This is a genomic window from Bradyrhizobium sp. Kon37 (assembly GCF_055807535.1).
Genome location: NZ_JBVVOY010000012.1, coordinates 22,706 through 36,444 on the forward strand (window position 1 = coordinate 22,706; position 13,739 = coordinate 36,444).

The 13,739-nt window shown below is 62.9% G+C and carries 18 protein-coding genes; 9 read left to right on the top strand and 9 right to left on the bottom strand.

The genetic code is table 11. The features are described from left to right. Positions 1 to 77 precede the first annotated feature (77 nt). Positions 78 to 1,337, top strand: a complete 1,260-nt coding sequence (locus AC0L3J_RS21730) for an allantoate amidohydrolase (protein ID WP_473348256.1) — start codon at positions 78 to 80, stop codon at positions 1,335 to 1,337. Positions 1,338 to 1,434: 97 nt separating this feature from the next. Continuing rightward, positions 1,435 to 2,808: a hypothetical protein gene (locus AC0L3J_RS21735; protein WP_473348257.1), complete on the top strand. Its 1,374-nt coding sequence runs from the start codon at positions 1,435 to 1,437 to the stop codon at positions 2,806 to 2,808. 10 nt (positions 2,809 to 2,818) lie between these two features. Here AC0L3J_RS21735 and AC0L3J_RS21740 read toward each other — a convergent pair whose 3' ends face one another. After that, complete coding sequence (locus AC0L3J_RS21740) at positions 2,819 to 4,138, bottom strand: dicarboxylate/amino acid:cation symporter (protein ID WP_473348258.1); 1,320 nt, start codon at positions 4,136 to 4,138, stop codon at positions 2,819 to 2,821. A 214-nt stretch (positions 4,139 to 4,352) separates the two neighbouring features. Beyond that, positions 4,353 to 4,574, bottom strand: a complete 222-nt coding sequence (locus tag AC0L3J_RS21745; RefSeq protein WP_473295338.1) for a hypothetical protein — start codon at positions 4,572 to 4,574, stop codon at positions 4,353 to 4,355. A gap of 352 nt (positions 4,575 to 4,926) precedes the next feature. Here AC0L3J_RS21745 and AC0L3J_RS21750 point away from each other — a divergent pair, with 352 nt between their 5' ends. Next, positions 4,927 to 5,109, top strand: a complete 183-nt coding sequence (locus tag AC0L3J_RS21750; protein ID WP_007601478.1) for a hypothetical protein — start codon at positions 4,927 to 4,929, stop codon at positions 5,107 to 5,109. 22 nt (positions 5,110 to 5,131) lie between these two features. On the opposite strand, the gene AC0L3J_RS21755 is transcribed toward AC0L3J_RS21750, so the two are convergent. The 3 genes from AC0L3J_RS21755 to AC0L3J_RS21765 all read right to left on the bottom strand — a co-directional run bounded on the left by AC0L3J_RS21755 (position 5,132) and on the right by AC0L3J_RS21765 (position 7,810). Continuing rightward, complete coding sequence (locus tag AC0L3J_RS21755) at positions 5,132 to 6,508, bottom strand: vWA domain-containing protein (RefSeq protein WP_473348259.1); 1,377 nt, start codon at positions 6,506 to 6,508, stop codon at positions 5,132 to 5,134. 5 nt (positions 6,509 to 6,513) lie between these two features. Further along, complete coding sequence (locus AC0L3J_RS21760; protein WP_007601482.1) at positions 6,514 to 7,461, bottom strand: AAA family ATPase; 948 nt, start codon at positions 7,459 to 7,461, stop codon at positions 6,514 to 6,516. Between the two features lie 148 nt (positions 7,462 to 7,609). Continuing rightward, the gene (locus AC0L3J_RS21765; RefSeq protein WP_007612817.1) at positions 7,610 to 7,810 is read right to left on the bottom strand and encodes a hypothetical protein; all 201 of its coding nucleotides are present in this window, start codon (positions 7,808 to 7,810) and stop codon (positions 7,610 to 7,612) included. Between the two features lie 224 nt (positions 7,811 to 8,034). On the opposite strand from AC0L3J_RS21765, the gene AC0L3J_RS21770 reads away from it, so the two are divergent. Next, positions 8,035 to 9,009: a quinone oxidoreductase family protein gene (locus AC0L3J_RS21770; protein WP_473348260.1), complete on the top strand. Its 975-nt coding sequence runs from the start codon at positions 8,035 to 8,037 to the stop codon at positions 9,007 to 9,009. A 39-nt stretch (positions 9,010 to 9,048) separates the two neighbouring features. On the opposite strand, the gene AC0L3J_RS21775 is transcribed toward AC0L3J_RS21770, so the two are convergent. Together AC0L3J_RS21775 and AC0L3J_RS21780 are read right to left on the bottom strand one after the other, a co-directional pair. After that, positions 9,049 to 9,324 (bottom strand): hypothetical protein, encoded by a 276-nt coding sequence (locus tag AC0L3J_RS21775; RefSeq protein WP_473348261.1) that lies wholly within the window; start codon positions 9,322 to 9,324, stop codon positions 9,049 to 9,051. 95 nt (positions 9,325 to 9,419) lie between these two features. Then, positions 9,420 to 10,028 carry a S24 family peptidase gene (locus tag AC0L3J_RS21780; RefSeq protein WP_007612810.1) on the bottom strand — a complete coding sequence of 203 codons (609 nt, stop codon included), beginning with the start codon at positions 10,026 to 10,028 and terminating at the stop codon, positions 9,420 to 9,422. Between the two features lie 166 nt (positions 10,029 to 10,194). Between AC0L3J_RS21780 and AC0L3J_RS21785 the strand changes: the two genes are divergently transcribed. Then, on the top strand, positions 10,195 to 10,722 hold the full coding sequence (locus AC0L3J_RS21785; protein WP_473348262.1) for a GcrA family cell cycle regulator: 528 nt from the start codon (positions 10,195 to 10,197) through the stop codon (positions 10,720 to 10,722). A gap of 46 nt (positions 10,723 to 10,768) precedes the next feature. After that, complete coding sequence (locus AC0L3J_RS21790; protein ID WP_473348263.1) at positions 10,769 to 11,344, top strand: hypothetical protein; 576 nt, start codon at positions 10,769 to 10,771, stop codon at positions 11,342 to 11,344. Between the two features lie 46 nt (positions 11,345 to 11,390). On the opposite strand, the gene AC0L3J_RS21795 is transcribed toward AC0L3J_RS21790, so the two are convergent. After that, positions 11,391 to 11,747, bottom strand: coding sequence for a hypothetical protein (locus AC0L3J_RS21795; protein WP_007612800.1), 357 nt, complete (start codon positions 11,745 to 11,747; stop codon positions 11,391 to 11,393). A gap of 11 nt (positions 11,748 to 11,758) precedes the next feature. Here AC0L3J_RS21795 and AC0L3J_RS21800 point away from each other — a divergent pair, with 11 nt between their 5' ends. From AC0L3J_RS21800 to AC0L3J_RS21810, 3 genes are all read left to right on the top strand, one after another. Next, positions 11,759 to 12,148: a hypothetical protein gene (locus tag AC0L3J_RS21800; protein WP_473348264.1), complete on the top strand. Its 390-nt coding sequence runs from the start codon at positions 11,759 to 11,761 to the stop codon at positions 12,146 to 12,148. 341 nt (positions 12,149 to 12,489) lie between these two features. After that, positions 12,490 to 12,675 carry a hypothetical protein gene (locus tag AC0L3J_RS21805; protein ID WP_027519309.1) on the top strand — a complete coding sequence of 62 codons (186 nt, stop codon included), beginning with the start codon at positions 12,490 to 12,492 and terminating at the stop codon, positions 12,673 to 12,675. A 142-nt stretch (positions 12,676 to 12,817) separates the two neighbouring features. Continuing rightward, positions 12,818 to 13,159: a phasin gene (locus tag AC0L3J_RS21810; RefSeq protein WP_027519308.1), complete on the top strand. Its 342-nt coding sequence runs from the start codon at positions 12,818 to 12,820 to the stop codon at positions 13,157 to 13,159. A 197-nt stretch (positions 13,160 to 13,356) separates the two neighbouring features. Here the strand turns inward: AC0L3J_RS21810 and AC0L3J_RS21815 are convergent, their stop codons facing one another. After that, positions 13,357 to 13,674, bottom strand: coding sequence for a c-type cytochrome (locus tag AC0L3J_RS21815; RefSeq protein WP_456768899.1), 318 nt, complete (start codon positions 13,672 to 13,674; stop codon positions 13,357 to 13,359). Positions 13,675 to 13,739: the final 65 nt, after the last annotated feature.

Here is a 13,739-nt window from a genome sequence, read left to right on the forward strand (position 1 = left end):
TCGCTGGCACCGAACTTGAATCGATTGCCGCCAGGACCGCCGTCGCTGCGGTCCCAAGAGATGGAAAGCTCGCCGAGATGGCTGCTGGTAACGCCGTTCACAATGGTTCGCTCGGCGAAGAGATCGTGCGAGGGATCAACGAGCTCGCGGCGATCTCGGAAGAAGGCGACAAGCTCACCCGCATCTATCTGACCAGCGAGCTGCGCAAGGCGGCGGACCTCATCCTGAGCTGGATGCGCGACGCCGGCATGAGTGCGCGTCTCGACGCGATCGGCAATGTCTGCGGGCGTTACGAAGGCGAGCAGCCGGGCGCGCCTTGCCTGATGCTCGGCTCGCACTACGACACCGTGCGCGATGCGGGCAAATGGGACGGGCCGTTGGGCGTGATCACGGCGATCGCCTGCGTCGCCGATCTCAACCGCCGCGGCAAGCGCCTCCCGTTCGCGATCGAAATCGTCGGTTTTGCTGATGAGGAAGGGGTGCGCTTTGCTTCGACCTTGCTCGGCAGCCGCGCGGTGGCCGGCACTTTTGACGAGAGCGTCCTCAACACACGCGACCGCGATGGCGTCGCCATGCGCGATGCGCTGGTGCAGTTCGGGCTCGACCCCGATCATATCGGCGCGGCCGCGCGGGCCCGGCGCGAGCTGCTTGCCTATCTCGAGCTGCACATCGAGCAGGGGCCGGTGCTGGAAACGCAAAACCTCCCCGTCGGGGTTGTCACTGCGATCGCCGGCGCGACACGGCTTGCCGCGCGACTGACCGGCATGGCGGGGCACGCGGGCACGGTGCCGATGGCGCTCCGGCGCGATGCGTTGGCGGGCGCGGCCGAATGCATCGGCGCGATCGAGCAGTTCTGCCGGACCGACGAGGGTGGGCTGGTCGGCACCGTCGGCTACATCCAGGCGAGGCCCGGCGCAACCAACGTCATTCCGGGCGAGGTGTCGTTCACCATCGATATGCGGGCGCCGACCGACATGCACCGGAAGCGCGCGGTCGCCGATATCGTCAGGCAGATCGAGGCGATCGCAAAGCGCCGTCAACTATCGCTTCAGCTCGACGTCACCCACGAGAACCGCACCGCGCCCTGCGCACCCTGGCTCAAGGACCAGATCGCGCAGGCGATCAAAGCCGAAGGTTTTTCCGTGTTCGAGCTGCCGAGCGGGGCCGGGCATGACGGCATGGCCATGATCGACATTGCCGATGTCGGCATGATCTTCGTCCGCTGCCGCGGCGGAATCAGCCATCACCCGGACGAGCATGTCGAGCTCGCCGATGCCGACGCCGGCGCGCGGGTGTTGCTGGGGCTGATCGAGAATTTTCGGCCGCGGCAAAGCTAAACTGAGCCCGCAAGTCACGGGATAGAGACACGAATCAGACAGGTCTAGAGCCGCGACGGCCTCCCGCCGACCCACGAGACACCATTCGACGGCGCCTATGAACAGCGGCATCTCTTCTCCATCCCCCGGCGAAAACCGATTTTACCAGGGGATCGCGCCGACCTTCGTTGCCAACGCGCTTCAGGCGATGAATTTTCTCGGTGATCGATTCCTGAGGAAGTCGCATCATCCGTTCACGTCCATCGAGGACCTCTATCGGCACTCGATGGACAGCGCTTTTTCGTTGACCGAGTCCTTTCTCGTCACCGGCGCGCCGCACGCCTCTGCGTACTATCCGCGCGACTTCGCCTGGTTCTATCCCGACGTCCTAGACCCCGACACCATCATGGATTCGCAGGATGCGGTGCGGCGGGCTCGTCTGCTCGACAAGAGCGTCCGCCTGCTGCTGGAAGCGGTTCGCGCCAACGTCGTCACGACGACGATCGTCCCGGCGGGGCGCGCCAGGTATCTTGGCGTGAACTATTTCTCGCGCCCCTCGGATACGCTGCTCGGCATTCTGGCCGGCCTTCAGCAGATGATCTCTGCCGAGGAGAGAGCGTCATCCCATCTGGCGATGTCGCAATGCGGGCATGCCGGCCGCCTGCTGCTGGCCGAATATTGCGGTGATCTGAAGCGCGCGATCCTCCAGCTCGCAAGCGAGCTCGCGCCGTTCAATGATGACGGCTCCACGTATTTGCTGTGCGACGCCAGAACTCCGCGCTCCGCGGCAACCGACACGCGCGCCGAGCGCAGGCGTTTCGTCACCAATGCCTGCGTCTACACGACGTTCGCGTGGGGCGTGCAGCTCGGAATCGTCGACGAGAACGAGCTGAAGCGGCGGCTCGGACGCGACCTGGCGCAGTACAAGAGGGACCTTCTCCGCCTGTTCGGCAAGGGCGGCCATATCAGGCATTCTCTTGATGGTCCCACGGGCTCGCCGGCGTCCTCAGTCGCGCTGGATTTCGTCAGTGTGCATCGCGGCTTCTGGGATATGAGCAAGGAAAGCGAGCGCGCGCTGTTCGCGGCCACGGCGGATCTGATCATTGCGGAGCCGCGCTTTCGCATCCCCGGCACATTCCACTTCCTGGTGTCCGCGGATAATCCGCGGAACAAGATGATCCACAAGATCGCGGCTCCCGCCTACCAGGGACGGTCCTCCTGGCCGACGTTCAACGTCGAATTCGCGGATCGCATGCTGGACTATGACGAATTCTCGGGGAGCAATACTTACCGTTCCTGCGCCCGGGGAATTCTGAAGGACATTCGCACCGCGACCGAAGTCCACGGCGGCTATCAGGAGCTGATCTCGGAGCAGGGCCTGAAATATCGCACCTGGGCCTACAAGGGCGCCGTGGCCCACTCCTGGTTTCCGCGTTTCCTCTCCGTCTGGAGGAGGGCGCATGGAACGCCGCTCCTCCAGTGGAATGACTGAACGGCGGTCGCTATCCCGCCGTCACGTCCACGAGCTCGCCACCGTCGAGGACCTTGGCCGCCTTGGCGCGGTCGAGGTCGCCTTCCCAGGCGGCTACCACCACGGTGGCAACGCAGTTGCCGGTGAGGTTGCCGACCGCGCGAGCCATGCCGATGAACCAGTCGACCGACAAGACCAGAACCAGGCCGATCGCAGGGATGCTCGGCACCGCGTTCAGCGTCGCCGCCAGAATCACGATCGCGGAGCCCGGTACGCCATGCGCGCCTTTCGACGTGATCAGGGAGACGCCGAGCACGAGCAGGAGGTCGCCGAAGGACAGCGGCGTGTTGGTCGCTTGCGCGATGAAGACGACCGCAAGCGTCAGGTAGATCGAGAACGCGTCGAGATTAAAGGAATATCCGGTCGGGATGACAAGGCCGACGACGGAATCCTTCACGCCCATCCGCTCCAGCTTCTTCATGATCTGCGGCAGCACGGCGTCGGACGAGGCGGTCGCGAGCACGATGGTCAACTCCTCGCGCAGGTAGGCGAGGAATTTGAGGATGTTGATGCCGGCGAGCGCCATGACTCCGCCGAGCACGCCCAGCACGAAGATGCCGACCGAGACGTAGAACAGCGCCACCAGTGAGACGAGCTGCTTGAGCGAGCCGACGCCGTATTTGCCGACGGTGTAGGCGACTGCGCCGAGCACGCCAAGTGGAGCGACGCGGACGATAAGCCCCATGACGCGGAACAGCACGGTCGAGGCGGCATCGATCATCGACGTCACGAGCTTGCCCTTCTCGCCGCCGACCAGTGCGAGGCCTACGCCGAACAGCACGGCGAAGAACAGCACCTGGAGCACGTCGTTGCGCGACAAGGCGTCGAACGAGGTGCTCGGGATCACGTTGAGGAGGAAGGAGCCGATGCCGCCGCCCTGAAGCTTGTGGGCGTTCTCGGCATAGGTGTTGAGCGCCTTGGCGTCCAGCGTCGAAGGGTCGATGTTCATGCCATGGCCGGGGCCGAACGTGTAGGCCAGGATGAGACCGACCACGAGCGCGACTGTGGTCATCACCTCGAAATAGACCAGCGCCTTGACGCCGACCCGTCCGACCTTCTTGAGGTCGCCTGCACCGGCAATGCCGTGCACGACGACGCAGAACACGATCGGCGCCACGATCATCGAAATCAGCTTCAGGAAGGCGTCGCTGAGAATCTTGAGCGAGATGGCAAAATCCGGCGTGGCCACGCCGAGAATGATTCCGAGGATCAGCGCGGCTAGGACCTGGACGAACAGCGATGTGTAGAGCGGCTTTGGCTCGGCGGCCGGGGCCGCGGCAATGGTCGACATGGTGACTCCCCCGTTTTGACGCGTCTTGGACGTCGAAAGGAGCAACTAGCGTGCCAGATTGTCGCGGTTTTCGCTGAGGAGGAGGTCTATTCGGTCGCTTTTGCGGTACGACCGGGCGTCCGAATCGGCACCGGGACACCGTTCGAGGTGCCGTCGGTCACGTGGGCAGGTGATTTTGCGGTCGTATTGTCACGTTCCGCATGCGGGGGCCGCGTCACGCCGCGAGATCCAGCAGGCGACACGATCCGCGTACCAGCGCCTTGCGTCCATTCGGCGTCATGACCGGCACGCCGTCGCAGACGACGACAAGACCGAGCTTGACGAGGCTCTCGATGAGATAGGCCTTGGAAAGGCGACCGTTCGACACCGGGTTGCGAAGCGCCTTCAGAACCTCCCATTGGTCTGGCGAAAGATCGAAGTCGATGTCGTTGCTCATGTTGCCTCAAGCCGTAGTGCCGTTCGTGCGCCTCTGTTAGAGGCGCTGCATGAAGACCGTGCGACGACAATGAGTCGGGAATTCGGTGAGGTCTTTAGAACTTCTCTTCACAAATTGCTGCACGCCATTGCGCCACAAGAGTTAAGATCGCTCGATCACGAACATCGTCCCGGGGCTCGATCACGTATTGATGATGTGGACTTGACGTTCGTTCGCAAACTACCGCGCTGCACGGGCAGCGCTGCTGTCCCATTCTGCGTCGCAATATGCACAGAAATCATGAGACGAAGGGTTCGGGATTCTGTTACGCTAATTCGCGGGGAATGGCTTCCACACGGCAGGAGTGGAGTGCATGAACAGGCTGGTTGAAATTCGCAGTCAGGAATCCCTGTGCCGGGAGCGCGCAGCGCTTGATTTCCAGCGCCGGGTTTTCTGGCTTGCGCAAGCTCAGGAATGGGAGCAGCGCGCGCTTGACGAGATCGCCTATCATTTCCGGGAGTGCAATGTGGCTCAGACGGAGCTGGTGCGAAACTGACGTCGGCTGTGGGTAAGGCCTACTACTGATAAGTCGCCACAATATCGGACACCGCGCGCTCGAGCTGCTGCGCGGTGGCGCACTGGCGCACCACGCTGCAGAAGGTCGCATAGCGCGGCATCTCGGAATCGCCAAAGCCCCAGGCGAGACGTCCTTCGGGATTGAGCCACACCAGTCGCTTCGAGCGCTCAGAGATGCGGCGCAGGATGTCGGCGCGCGGATCGAGATTGTTGCTGCGGGCATCGCCCAGCACGATCACCGTGGTCTGCGGCGTCAGCGTGCTCATAAACTCCTTGTCGAAATCGGCCAGCGAAGAGCCGTAGTCGGAGGAGCCGAAGCCGACCTTGGACATGATCTCGGCCATCGCCTCTTCCGGCGGTTTCGATTCCAGGATGTCGCTGACTTCGATCAGATGCGAGGAGAAGGCGAAGGAATGGACGTCGTCGACCACCTCGTGCAGCGAGTGGATCAGGAGCAGAAAGAAATCCGAGACCTGCGCGACCGAGCCCGAGACGTCGCAGAGCGCCACGATCTTCGGCCGGTCGCGATGCTTGCGCTTCCAGGCCGTGAGAAAGGGGATGCCGCCCCAGGCGGCGTTGCGGCGCAGCGTGCGGCGGACGTCGAGATGACCGCGCCGCTGGCGCTTGCGTGGCTTCGAATAGCGCTCGCGCAGGCGCCGCGCGATCTGGCGGATGAGAGCGCGCATTTCCGCGACATGGCGCCGCTCGATGCGGGCAAGCGGCGCGTTGCGCAGAATCTCGTTGCGGAGGTTTTCAGCCTCCTCGCGGGCATAGAGCGCAAGCCCCTGCGCGACGGTGTCGCGAACGGCGTCGCGCAAGCCATCGAGCGCGGCGCGAAGCCGCTCGGCCAGTGCCGGATTGGTCGCGGTCAGCTCGTCGAGATCGTCGCGAAGCCGCTGGAGCCCCATGGCGTCGAGGATGCGGCTGGAGAAGATGCCGCGCTGGGTGGAGTAGCGGATGTCGGACAGGGAGGCCGCACCCGAGGCGCTGGCGATTGCGGCGGTGATCGCATTGCGATCCTGCGACAGCAGCATTTGCGCCAGGGGGCCCAATTCTGCGGGAGGCGAACCGCCGCTCGCATCGCTGGCCTCGCCGGATGACGGAGATTGATCGGCGTCCTCCGAAACATCGTTGCTGTCGGCTTCAGGCTGTTCCTGCCGCGGCTCCGGCTGGCTGAAGAACAGATCGAAGCAGTCACCGAGCGCGAGCTTTTCGTCCTGGGACTTGGCGAGCGTCAGAAGGAGCGCATCGCGCAGGATGGTCCGGTCGGAAACGCCGACCTGCGCAACCGCACGCATCGCATCGATGCTTTCGGCCGGCGAGACATGGACCCCGGCGCCCCGTGCCGCACGGAAGAAACGATGAATATTCTCGCGCATCGGCGTCAACCGAAGACGTTGGATCGTGCTGCCTTGGCAATGAAGGTCGTAATCTGAGGCTGAGCCGCCTCGATGTCGGCCTCGTATTTCAGGAGCACGTTGAGCGTGTCCTTGACGATCTCGGTGTCGAGCTCCGAGGCCTGCAAGAGCACCAGCACGCGCGCCCAGTCGATGGTCTCGCTGACCGAAGGCAGCTTCTTCAGGTCGAGCGAGCGGATTTCGTGGATGAAGCCGACCATCTGCCGCCGCAGCGTCTGCGAAATGTTGGGGACGCGGCTCTCGACGATGCGCTCCTCGAGCCGCTGCTCGGGGAAGCCGATGTGCAGATGCAGGCAGCGTCGTTTCAGGGCGTCGCCGAGATCGCGCTCGCTGTTCGAGGTGAGGATCACCGTTGGCGGCGTGATTGCGGAGACGGTGCCGAGTTCGGGGATCGTGACCTGGAAGTCGGAGAGGATTTCCAGCAGCAGCGATTCGAATTCCGCATCCGACTTGTCGATCTCGTCGATCAGGAGCACGCAGCCGCCCGGCTGCTCCAGAGCTTGCAGCAGCGGCCGCGGCTCGACGAACTCCTTGGAGAAGAACACGTCACCGAAATCGTGGAGCTGATTAAGTGCAGCGTGCAAGGTCTGTGCGCCGCCCAGGACTTCGCCGAGCTTGTCCTTGAGGATCTGCGTGTAGAGAAGCTGCTTGGCGTATTTCCATTCATAGAGCGCCTTGGCCTCGTCGAGGCCTTCGTAGCATTGCAGGCGGATCATCTTCAGGCCGCGCCAGGCCGCGATCGCCTTGGCAAGCTCGGTCTTGCCGACGCCCGCGGGGCCTTCGACCAGGATCGGCTTCTCGATCTGTTGGGACAAATAGACGGCGGTCGCGATCTGCCGGCTCGCGATGTAGCCTTGCGCGGCGAGGCCGCTCTCCACTGCCTCGATCGCTGTCGAGGGCTTCTGTTCAGCCACGAAAAGGCGCTCCCAAAGGTCTTGATTGAGGCTTGTTCTGCCTGCGTTCACGGCAAAGAACAAGCCTCGTTTGGGAGAGCCCAGACCCGCGCGAATGGGCGTTTTTTCCGCTCAGCGCAAATAGTCGGGCGGCCAACCGGCCGCGCGATCAGTGCCGCAGCAACTCCGGCTTGCGGATCGTCTGTCTGACCTCGGCGCCGCAATCGGCGCATTCATAGACGAAGTCGATCTTGGCAAGACTCCAATGCGGTTCGACCTCGCGCACATACATTGGAAGGAACCCCATGCAAGCAGGGCAAATCACAGGCGCGATCTCGATATCCTGATGATGCTGTACATAAGCTGGCATCTCGGCTCTCCTTCGCAGACGACCTCCAAACCCGCGCGAAGGCTACTGCCGGCTGGCGCAAGGCCGACATCAACTCTTTCGAACAGAGGCGGAACGGCGGAGGTTTGTCGTTCGCTGTGACATTCTTGTTACGTCTCTGTACTGTGACGGGCGGACCAAATACCTATTTCAAAAGCCCGATCCGGTGTTCGGACTTTGACCTCAACGATAAGGGAGCAACGCCCATGACGCATGCCATTCGCTTTCACAAGACTGGTGGTCCGGAAGTGCTGGTCTGGGAGGAGGTCAGCGTCGGCAAGCCCGGACCTGGCGAGGCGCGAATCCGCCATACCGCCGTCGGTCTCAACTTCGTCGACATCTACAACCGTTCGGGCCTTTACCCGGTGCAACTGCCGAGCGGGCTTGGCAGCGAGGCCGCTGGTGTCGTCGAGGAGGTCGGGCCCGGTGTCACCGATCTGAAGCCGGGCGATCGCGTCGCCTACGGCGCCTCGCCGCTCGGCGCCTATTCCGAGGCGCGGCTGATCCCGGCCGACCGACTGCTGAAGCTGCCGGACGGTGTCGACGACAAGACCGCGGCGGCGATGATGCTGAAGGGGCTCACCACGCAATATCTGATCCGGCAGACCTATCGTGTGAAGGCCGGCGACACCATCCTGCTCCATGCGGCCGCCGGTGGCGTCGGCCTGATTCTCTCTCAATGGGCCAAGCATCTCGGCGCGACCGTGATCGGCACCGTCAGCAATGACGAAAAGGCCAAGCTCGCCAAGGCGCATGGCTGCGATCATGTCATCATCTATAGCCGCGAGGATTTCGTGAAGCGCGTGGATGAGATCACTGGCGGCAAGAAGGTGCCGGTGGTCTATGATTCCGTCGGCAAGGATACGTTCCTGAAGTCGCTCGACTGCCTCGCCCCGCTCGGCGTCGCCGCGCTGTTCGGTGCGTCGTCCGGCGCCGTCGAGCCGCTCAATCTCGGTTTGCTCGCGCAGAAGGGCTCGCTCTACGTCACCCGGCCGACGTTGTTCACCTACGCCGCCAAGCGTGAAAGCCTGGTCACGATGGCAGGCGAGCTGTTCGACGTCGTCAAGTCCGGCGCGGTCAAGATCGAGGTGCACCAGACCTATCCGCTGAAGGATGCCGCCAAGGCGCATGCCGATCTCGCCGCGCGCAAGACCACGGGATCGACCGTCCTCACGGTGTGATCTCCGACCGGGCCGTGGCGCAAGCCGCCTAGCCTTGCGTCATGTCGGCTCGTGCTTACGCAGATCGTGGGCGTGATCGAGGCGGATAGCCTGTAAGTCGACTTCTTCGGGCCCGATCTCCGGGAGGGCCGCCTCGGCGAGGATGGCCTCGGTAATGTCCTCGACCGAGCTCTCCGCGATCTCGTGGATGAACGAGATGTTCCGATATTCACCTGAGGCAACGCGGGAAATGACCTCGCGCCTGGTGACTTCAGGGTCGACGACCGCCTCGCGGCCGCGGCGCCCATAGTCGATCATCACGACGAAATACTGCATGAAACGATCCTGCCGTGCCCTATGTCGGGCACGGCAGAGTATTTCCGAAAAACGGAATTGAGTCAAGGCGAACTTCGTAAAAACGGAATTTAGGCCTACTTGCTCCTCTTGCGAGGGCGCGCCGATTTGGCGCGCAGCCGTTCCAGCTGCCCCTTGGGCATGGACAGGCAGATCTCGCCGACCCACTCCAGTTTCACGCCGACGATCTGCTTGGCATTGAAGCTGCTGAGATTGACGACGGAGGGGGATTTGCCCCGCTCGATGGTCTTCAGATAGCGCTCGCCGGTCTTGAGTCGGACCACGGCCTCCTCGCCGTAGAAGCTCGACAGGGGATGGCGCTGGTCCTTGTAGACCACGATGACGTCGCCGCTCTCGTATTTGGGCAACATCGAATCGCCCACGATCTCGAATGCGATGGTCTCCTCCATGATCGGAAAGGGCAGCGCGATGTCGCCTAGGCCTTCCGGGGGAACCTGCTCATAATCCGGCTCGATCACGGCACCGGCGCCGACGCGGCCCATGATCGGCGCGAGATTGAGCTCCAGATATTCCATGATCGGAATGATTTCCGAAGCCTTCACCAGACGTTCACCGCCGAGGATCTCCGAGACCGCGCCGGGGCGTACGCCCATGGCAGCCGCCAGGCCGCCCTTGCTCTTGCCTGTCTTTTCCAGGCCCCGTTCGATCATTGCCGCGTCCAACATGGTGATTCCCTCGATTGTCCATCGTTCCGCCTCTTGTAATCCGAAATTCGGAATTGATGCAATTATGAATATCAGAATTATCGCTTGACTCTGACTTCGGAATACCGGAATGTGCGCTTCGCCTCGCGATCGTGCGATCGGAGGAGGCGCATCACAGGACAGCAGCATGGAACCGGGCCATTGGCCGTCGGAGCACTCCGACGCGCTTCGCGACTATTTTCTCAAGGGAATGTCTTATGCGGAGATCGGAAGACAGATTAACGCAAGATTTGGAACGGCTTACACGCGCAACGCGGTGGTCGGCCGCGCCAAGCGGCTCGGGCTGGTCGTGCAGGTGCGGACGGCGAGCCCGTCGATCGTCCCGGTGTTGCCGTCTGGGGCCTGTCTTGTCCTGCCGCACCGCCCCACGGTGCTAACCCTGCCGCCGAAATCCGCGATGAAGCCTGCCGCGCCGGTCAAGTTGCGCTGCGTCGGCGTCCAGCCGCGCCTGGTCCCGTTGGTCGAACTCGCTGGCGAGGACTGTCGCTATCCCTATGGCGGCGACAAGGACGGGGAGGAGATCACCTTCTGCGGCCATCCGCGTGAGCCGGGCTCGAGCTATTGCACGCCGCATGCGCGCCTGACGCGCCGCGCCGGAGCTGGATCCACCCGCATCGCCGGCTCCGTCGTGCTGAGGCTGGTCTCTGCCGCCTGACCTGACCACCGCCCGTTCAATCGTCAATTTCGCAAGGAGTATCCGAGTGGCACGTGTCCGACGCAACAGGTCCTACAAACTGGCGAATGTCTACGATCGACGCTCGCGCGAGATACCGTTCAATGCGGAGGTCGCCGAAGTCGAGGTGGACAATCCGCTGGCGCTCGACCCCGGCGAGAAGATCATGGCCGTGCGGTCGATCCGCAGCGATCCGCTGGGCCGGCTGCACGCGCACCATCAGATCGACGAGGCGCAGTATCGCGGCGGGCGCGCCTTCCAGAACGATTGGGAGAGGGCCGAGCGTGGCCCTCAGGCGATGGACCCGACCCGCGAATATGTCGATGGCGCGCGCACGCGCGAGCCGGTTACCGAGAGCCAACGTCAGGCGGTGCTGCGGCTGAACCGGATCGAGCGCGAACTCGGCACCGACGGTGCCGCGCTAGTGCACGACGTCTTGGTGCTGGGCCTGACCATGGACGAGATCGGCCAGCGTCGCGCCGTTCGTACGCAACGCTGGACCGACTATTTTTCCCGACGTTTTCGTGAATGCCTGGACCGGTTGGCACTGATCTACGGCTTTGCGACGGAACCGGGGACACGGCGTGCAGGGCAGCGCAGCTGACAAGGGCGCGCCCGCGACCTCGGTCGCGGGCGCGCCGGTCTGCTGCTTAGGGATGCGGTAGGATCTGGTAGGTCGTGGTATACGGCTCGACCCGGAGCGACGCGTTGGCCAAAAGCCCGATTCTCGCGGTCGGCGCTTGCTGCAATTCGCCGTTCGGGCCGCGATGCACGTTGTATTGCCAGACGGTGAGGTCGCCCTTCTGTGCCAGAGCATGTGCAACGGCGCTGGCATCATTGCCGCCGAGCGCCTGAAGCTCCTCCGTCGACAATCCGACGACGATTTCGTCCTTGATGGTGACGATCTTGAACAGGTTCATCCTGGTCTCCTGCGCCCATGCGCCTTGTATCGAGAAGGTGAGAAGCGCGACTGCGGCGCCCTTGATGAGATCGCAGCGAGAAAGCATGCCGTCGTCCTTTGGTTCTGGGGCGCCGAATCGATCAATGCGTCGGCCATGGCGCCCGTGATCTGCGTGACTGTTTCGCCACCGCTTTGTCGTTTGCTCCTCAAAAACGGTTCACCGCCGGAAACAAATGCGGCCCGATGCATTCTGATGCGAAGAGGCGAGTCCAAGTCCAAGAGCTCGATGGGGCGGGTTTAGATGAATCCAAACGCCATAGTCTGTCTCTTGGTTCAGAAGGCCGCGCTGTGGCTGCCGATCCGTGGCCCGGGATCGACGTCTATTTCGTGGACGGTACAACCGCCGACGCCGAACTCAACAATTACGTGCATACGATGAAGAAGCACTGGCTCGGGTCCACCAATGTCCATTCACATCTGAAACAGACGAAGCAAGGCGTCGATTGACGGCGATCGAGGCTGCATGCCTGATCGATGACGCTTCTTGACGCAGGTGGGTGACGGCCGGCCATATTCCTGTTATCCGGAATTGCCGTGGCGCGATGCAGACGAAGCATCGCTGGGCCAACTGTTAGGCTTGCCGGAGGGGTTGTTTTTTGACATAGTTGCAACCTGTTCAAGTGTGCCCGCTTGCACATGTAGTTCGGCGTGCGAACACACCGGGCTTCCCCCGGACGAAAGCGCGCCGTCGCCATGGCATCCGGTTGTGGCATCCGGTTGTGGCGTTCGGTTCTTAGGTGGGACCTCGATGTTGGATCACGAAGTCCGATGCTTGTCATAGGTACGAGATGAAGAACCTCAATTTCGCAGCTGAGCTGCACCTCAAGCTCGGCGCGCCTGCAAGCGGTACTGTCGAAAGCCTGCGCCTGCTCCGCGCCTTTCTGAAGCTCGCGCCCCGGCAGCGTTTCGAGGTCATCAAGCTCGTCGAAGACCTCGCCACAGAAGAATCCCTTCCCGAGCACCCCCTGTCCTGAGCCGGTCTGCGCGCCGGCCTTACCCCTTGCCCTTCGTTTTCCTGCCAGAGCCGGCCGCCGGGCGACGTCTTCCCCGGCCTGGACGCTGGCAGGCGATCCGGCAAGTGTGGTATTCAGTTCTGAAAACGGGAGGAGTGCGACCATGATCGAACCGAAGCTCGAAGTTCCGGCCGAACTGCGCGACCTGGCCGAGAAGACGATTGACCAGGCGGAAAAAGCATTCGGCATGTTTTTCGAAGCCGCTACCAAATCGATGACGACCGTTCCGGGTGCGGGGACGGACGTCTCGAAGCAGGCGCTCGCATTCACCGAGCAGAACATGAAGTCGGCGTTCGAGCATGCTCGCAAGCTCGTCCATGCGACCGACCTTCAGGAGGCGATGCGAATCCAATCGGATTTCCTGCGCAGCCAGTTCACCAATGCCGGAGACCACATGCGCCAGATGACCGGCAGTCTCATGCAGCCAGGGAAGGGCAAGTCCTGAGTCTCGGTGCGTTCCTGGCGCGTCCAGAGATTGGACTTGCGCGGGCGTGAAAATCCGCACGTCGATGCGGGTACCGGTCCATGATGGGCCGTCGAACGGACCTCATTCGCCGCCCATCATCCCTTCTGCTGATCCCTGTCGGTTCTCAGGCGGGGATAAGCATTTGTCGCGGGTGTCTTGACCGATCGGTGGCTCTGCTAGCGCAGCGATGCGATGTAGGCCGCGATATCGCCGGCTTCGATCCGGCTCAAGGGGAAATTCGGCATCTTCGGGTGCGGGTCTAGCAGGAAAAAGGCGAGCCTTTCCGAACTGAAGTCAGGCCTGCGCGCAACGGACGCGAAGGAGGGGACGTCGGCGCTCGCCTGGGTCTGGCCGTTCGCCACGACATGGCAGCTGGCGCACCAGCGCCTCGCAAGGTCGGCGCCGTGATCTGCATCGGCGGCGAGAGCGGACGACGTGCACACGCTCGAGGCCACTGCAACCAGCAGACAGATTCGTCTCAAATCCCGGTGCATAGGGCAACCCTGTGTGTTGTTGGCTCGCGACGCCGTCCTCATCCGCAACACGAACCCGGAAACTG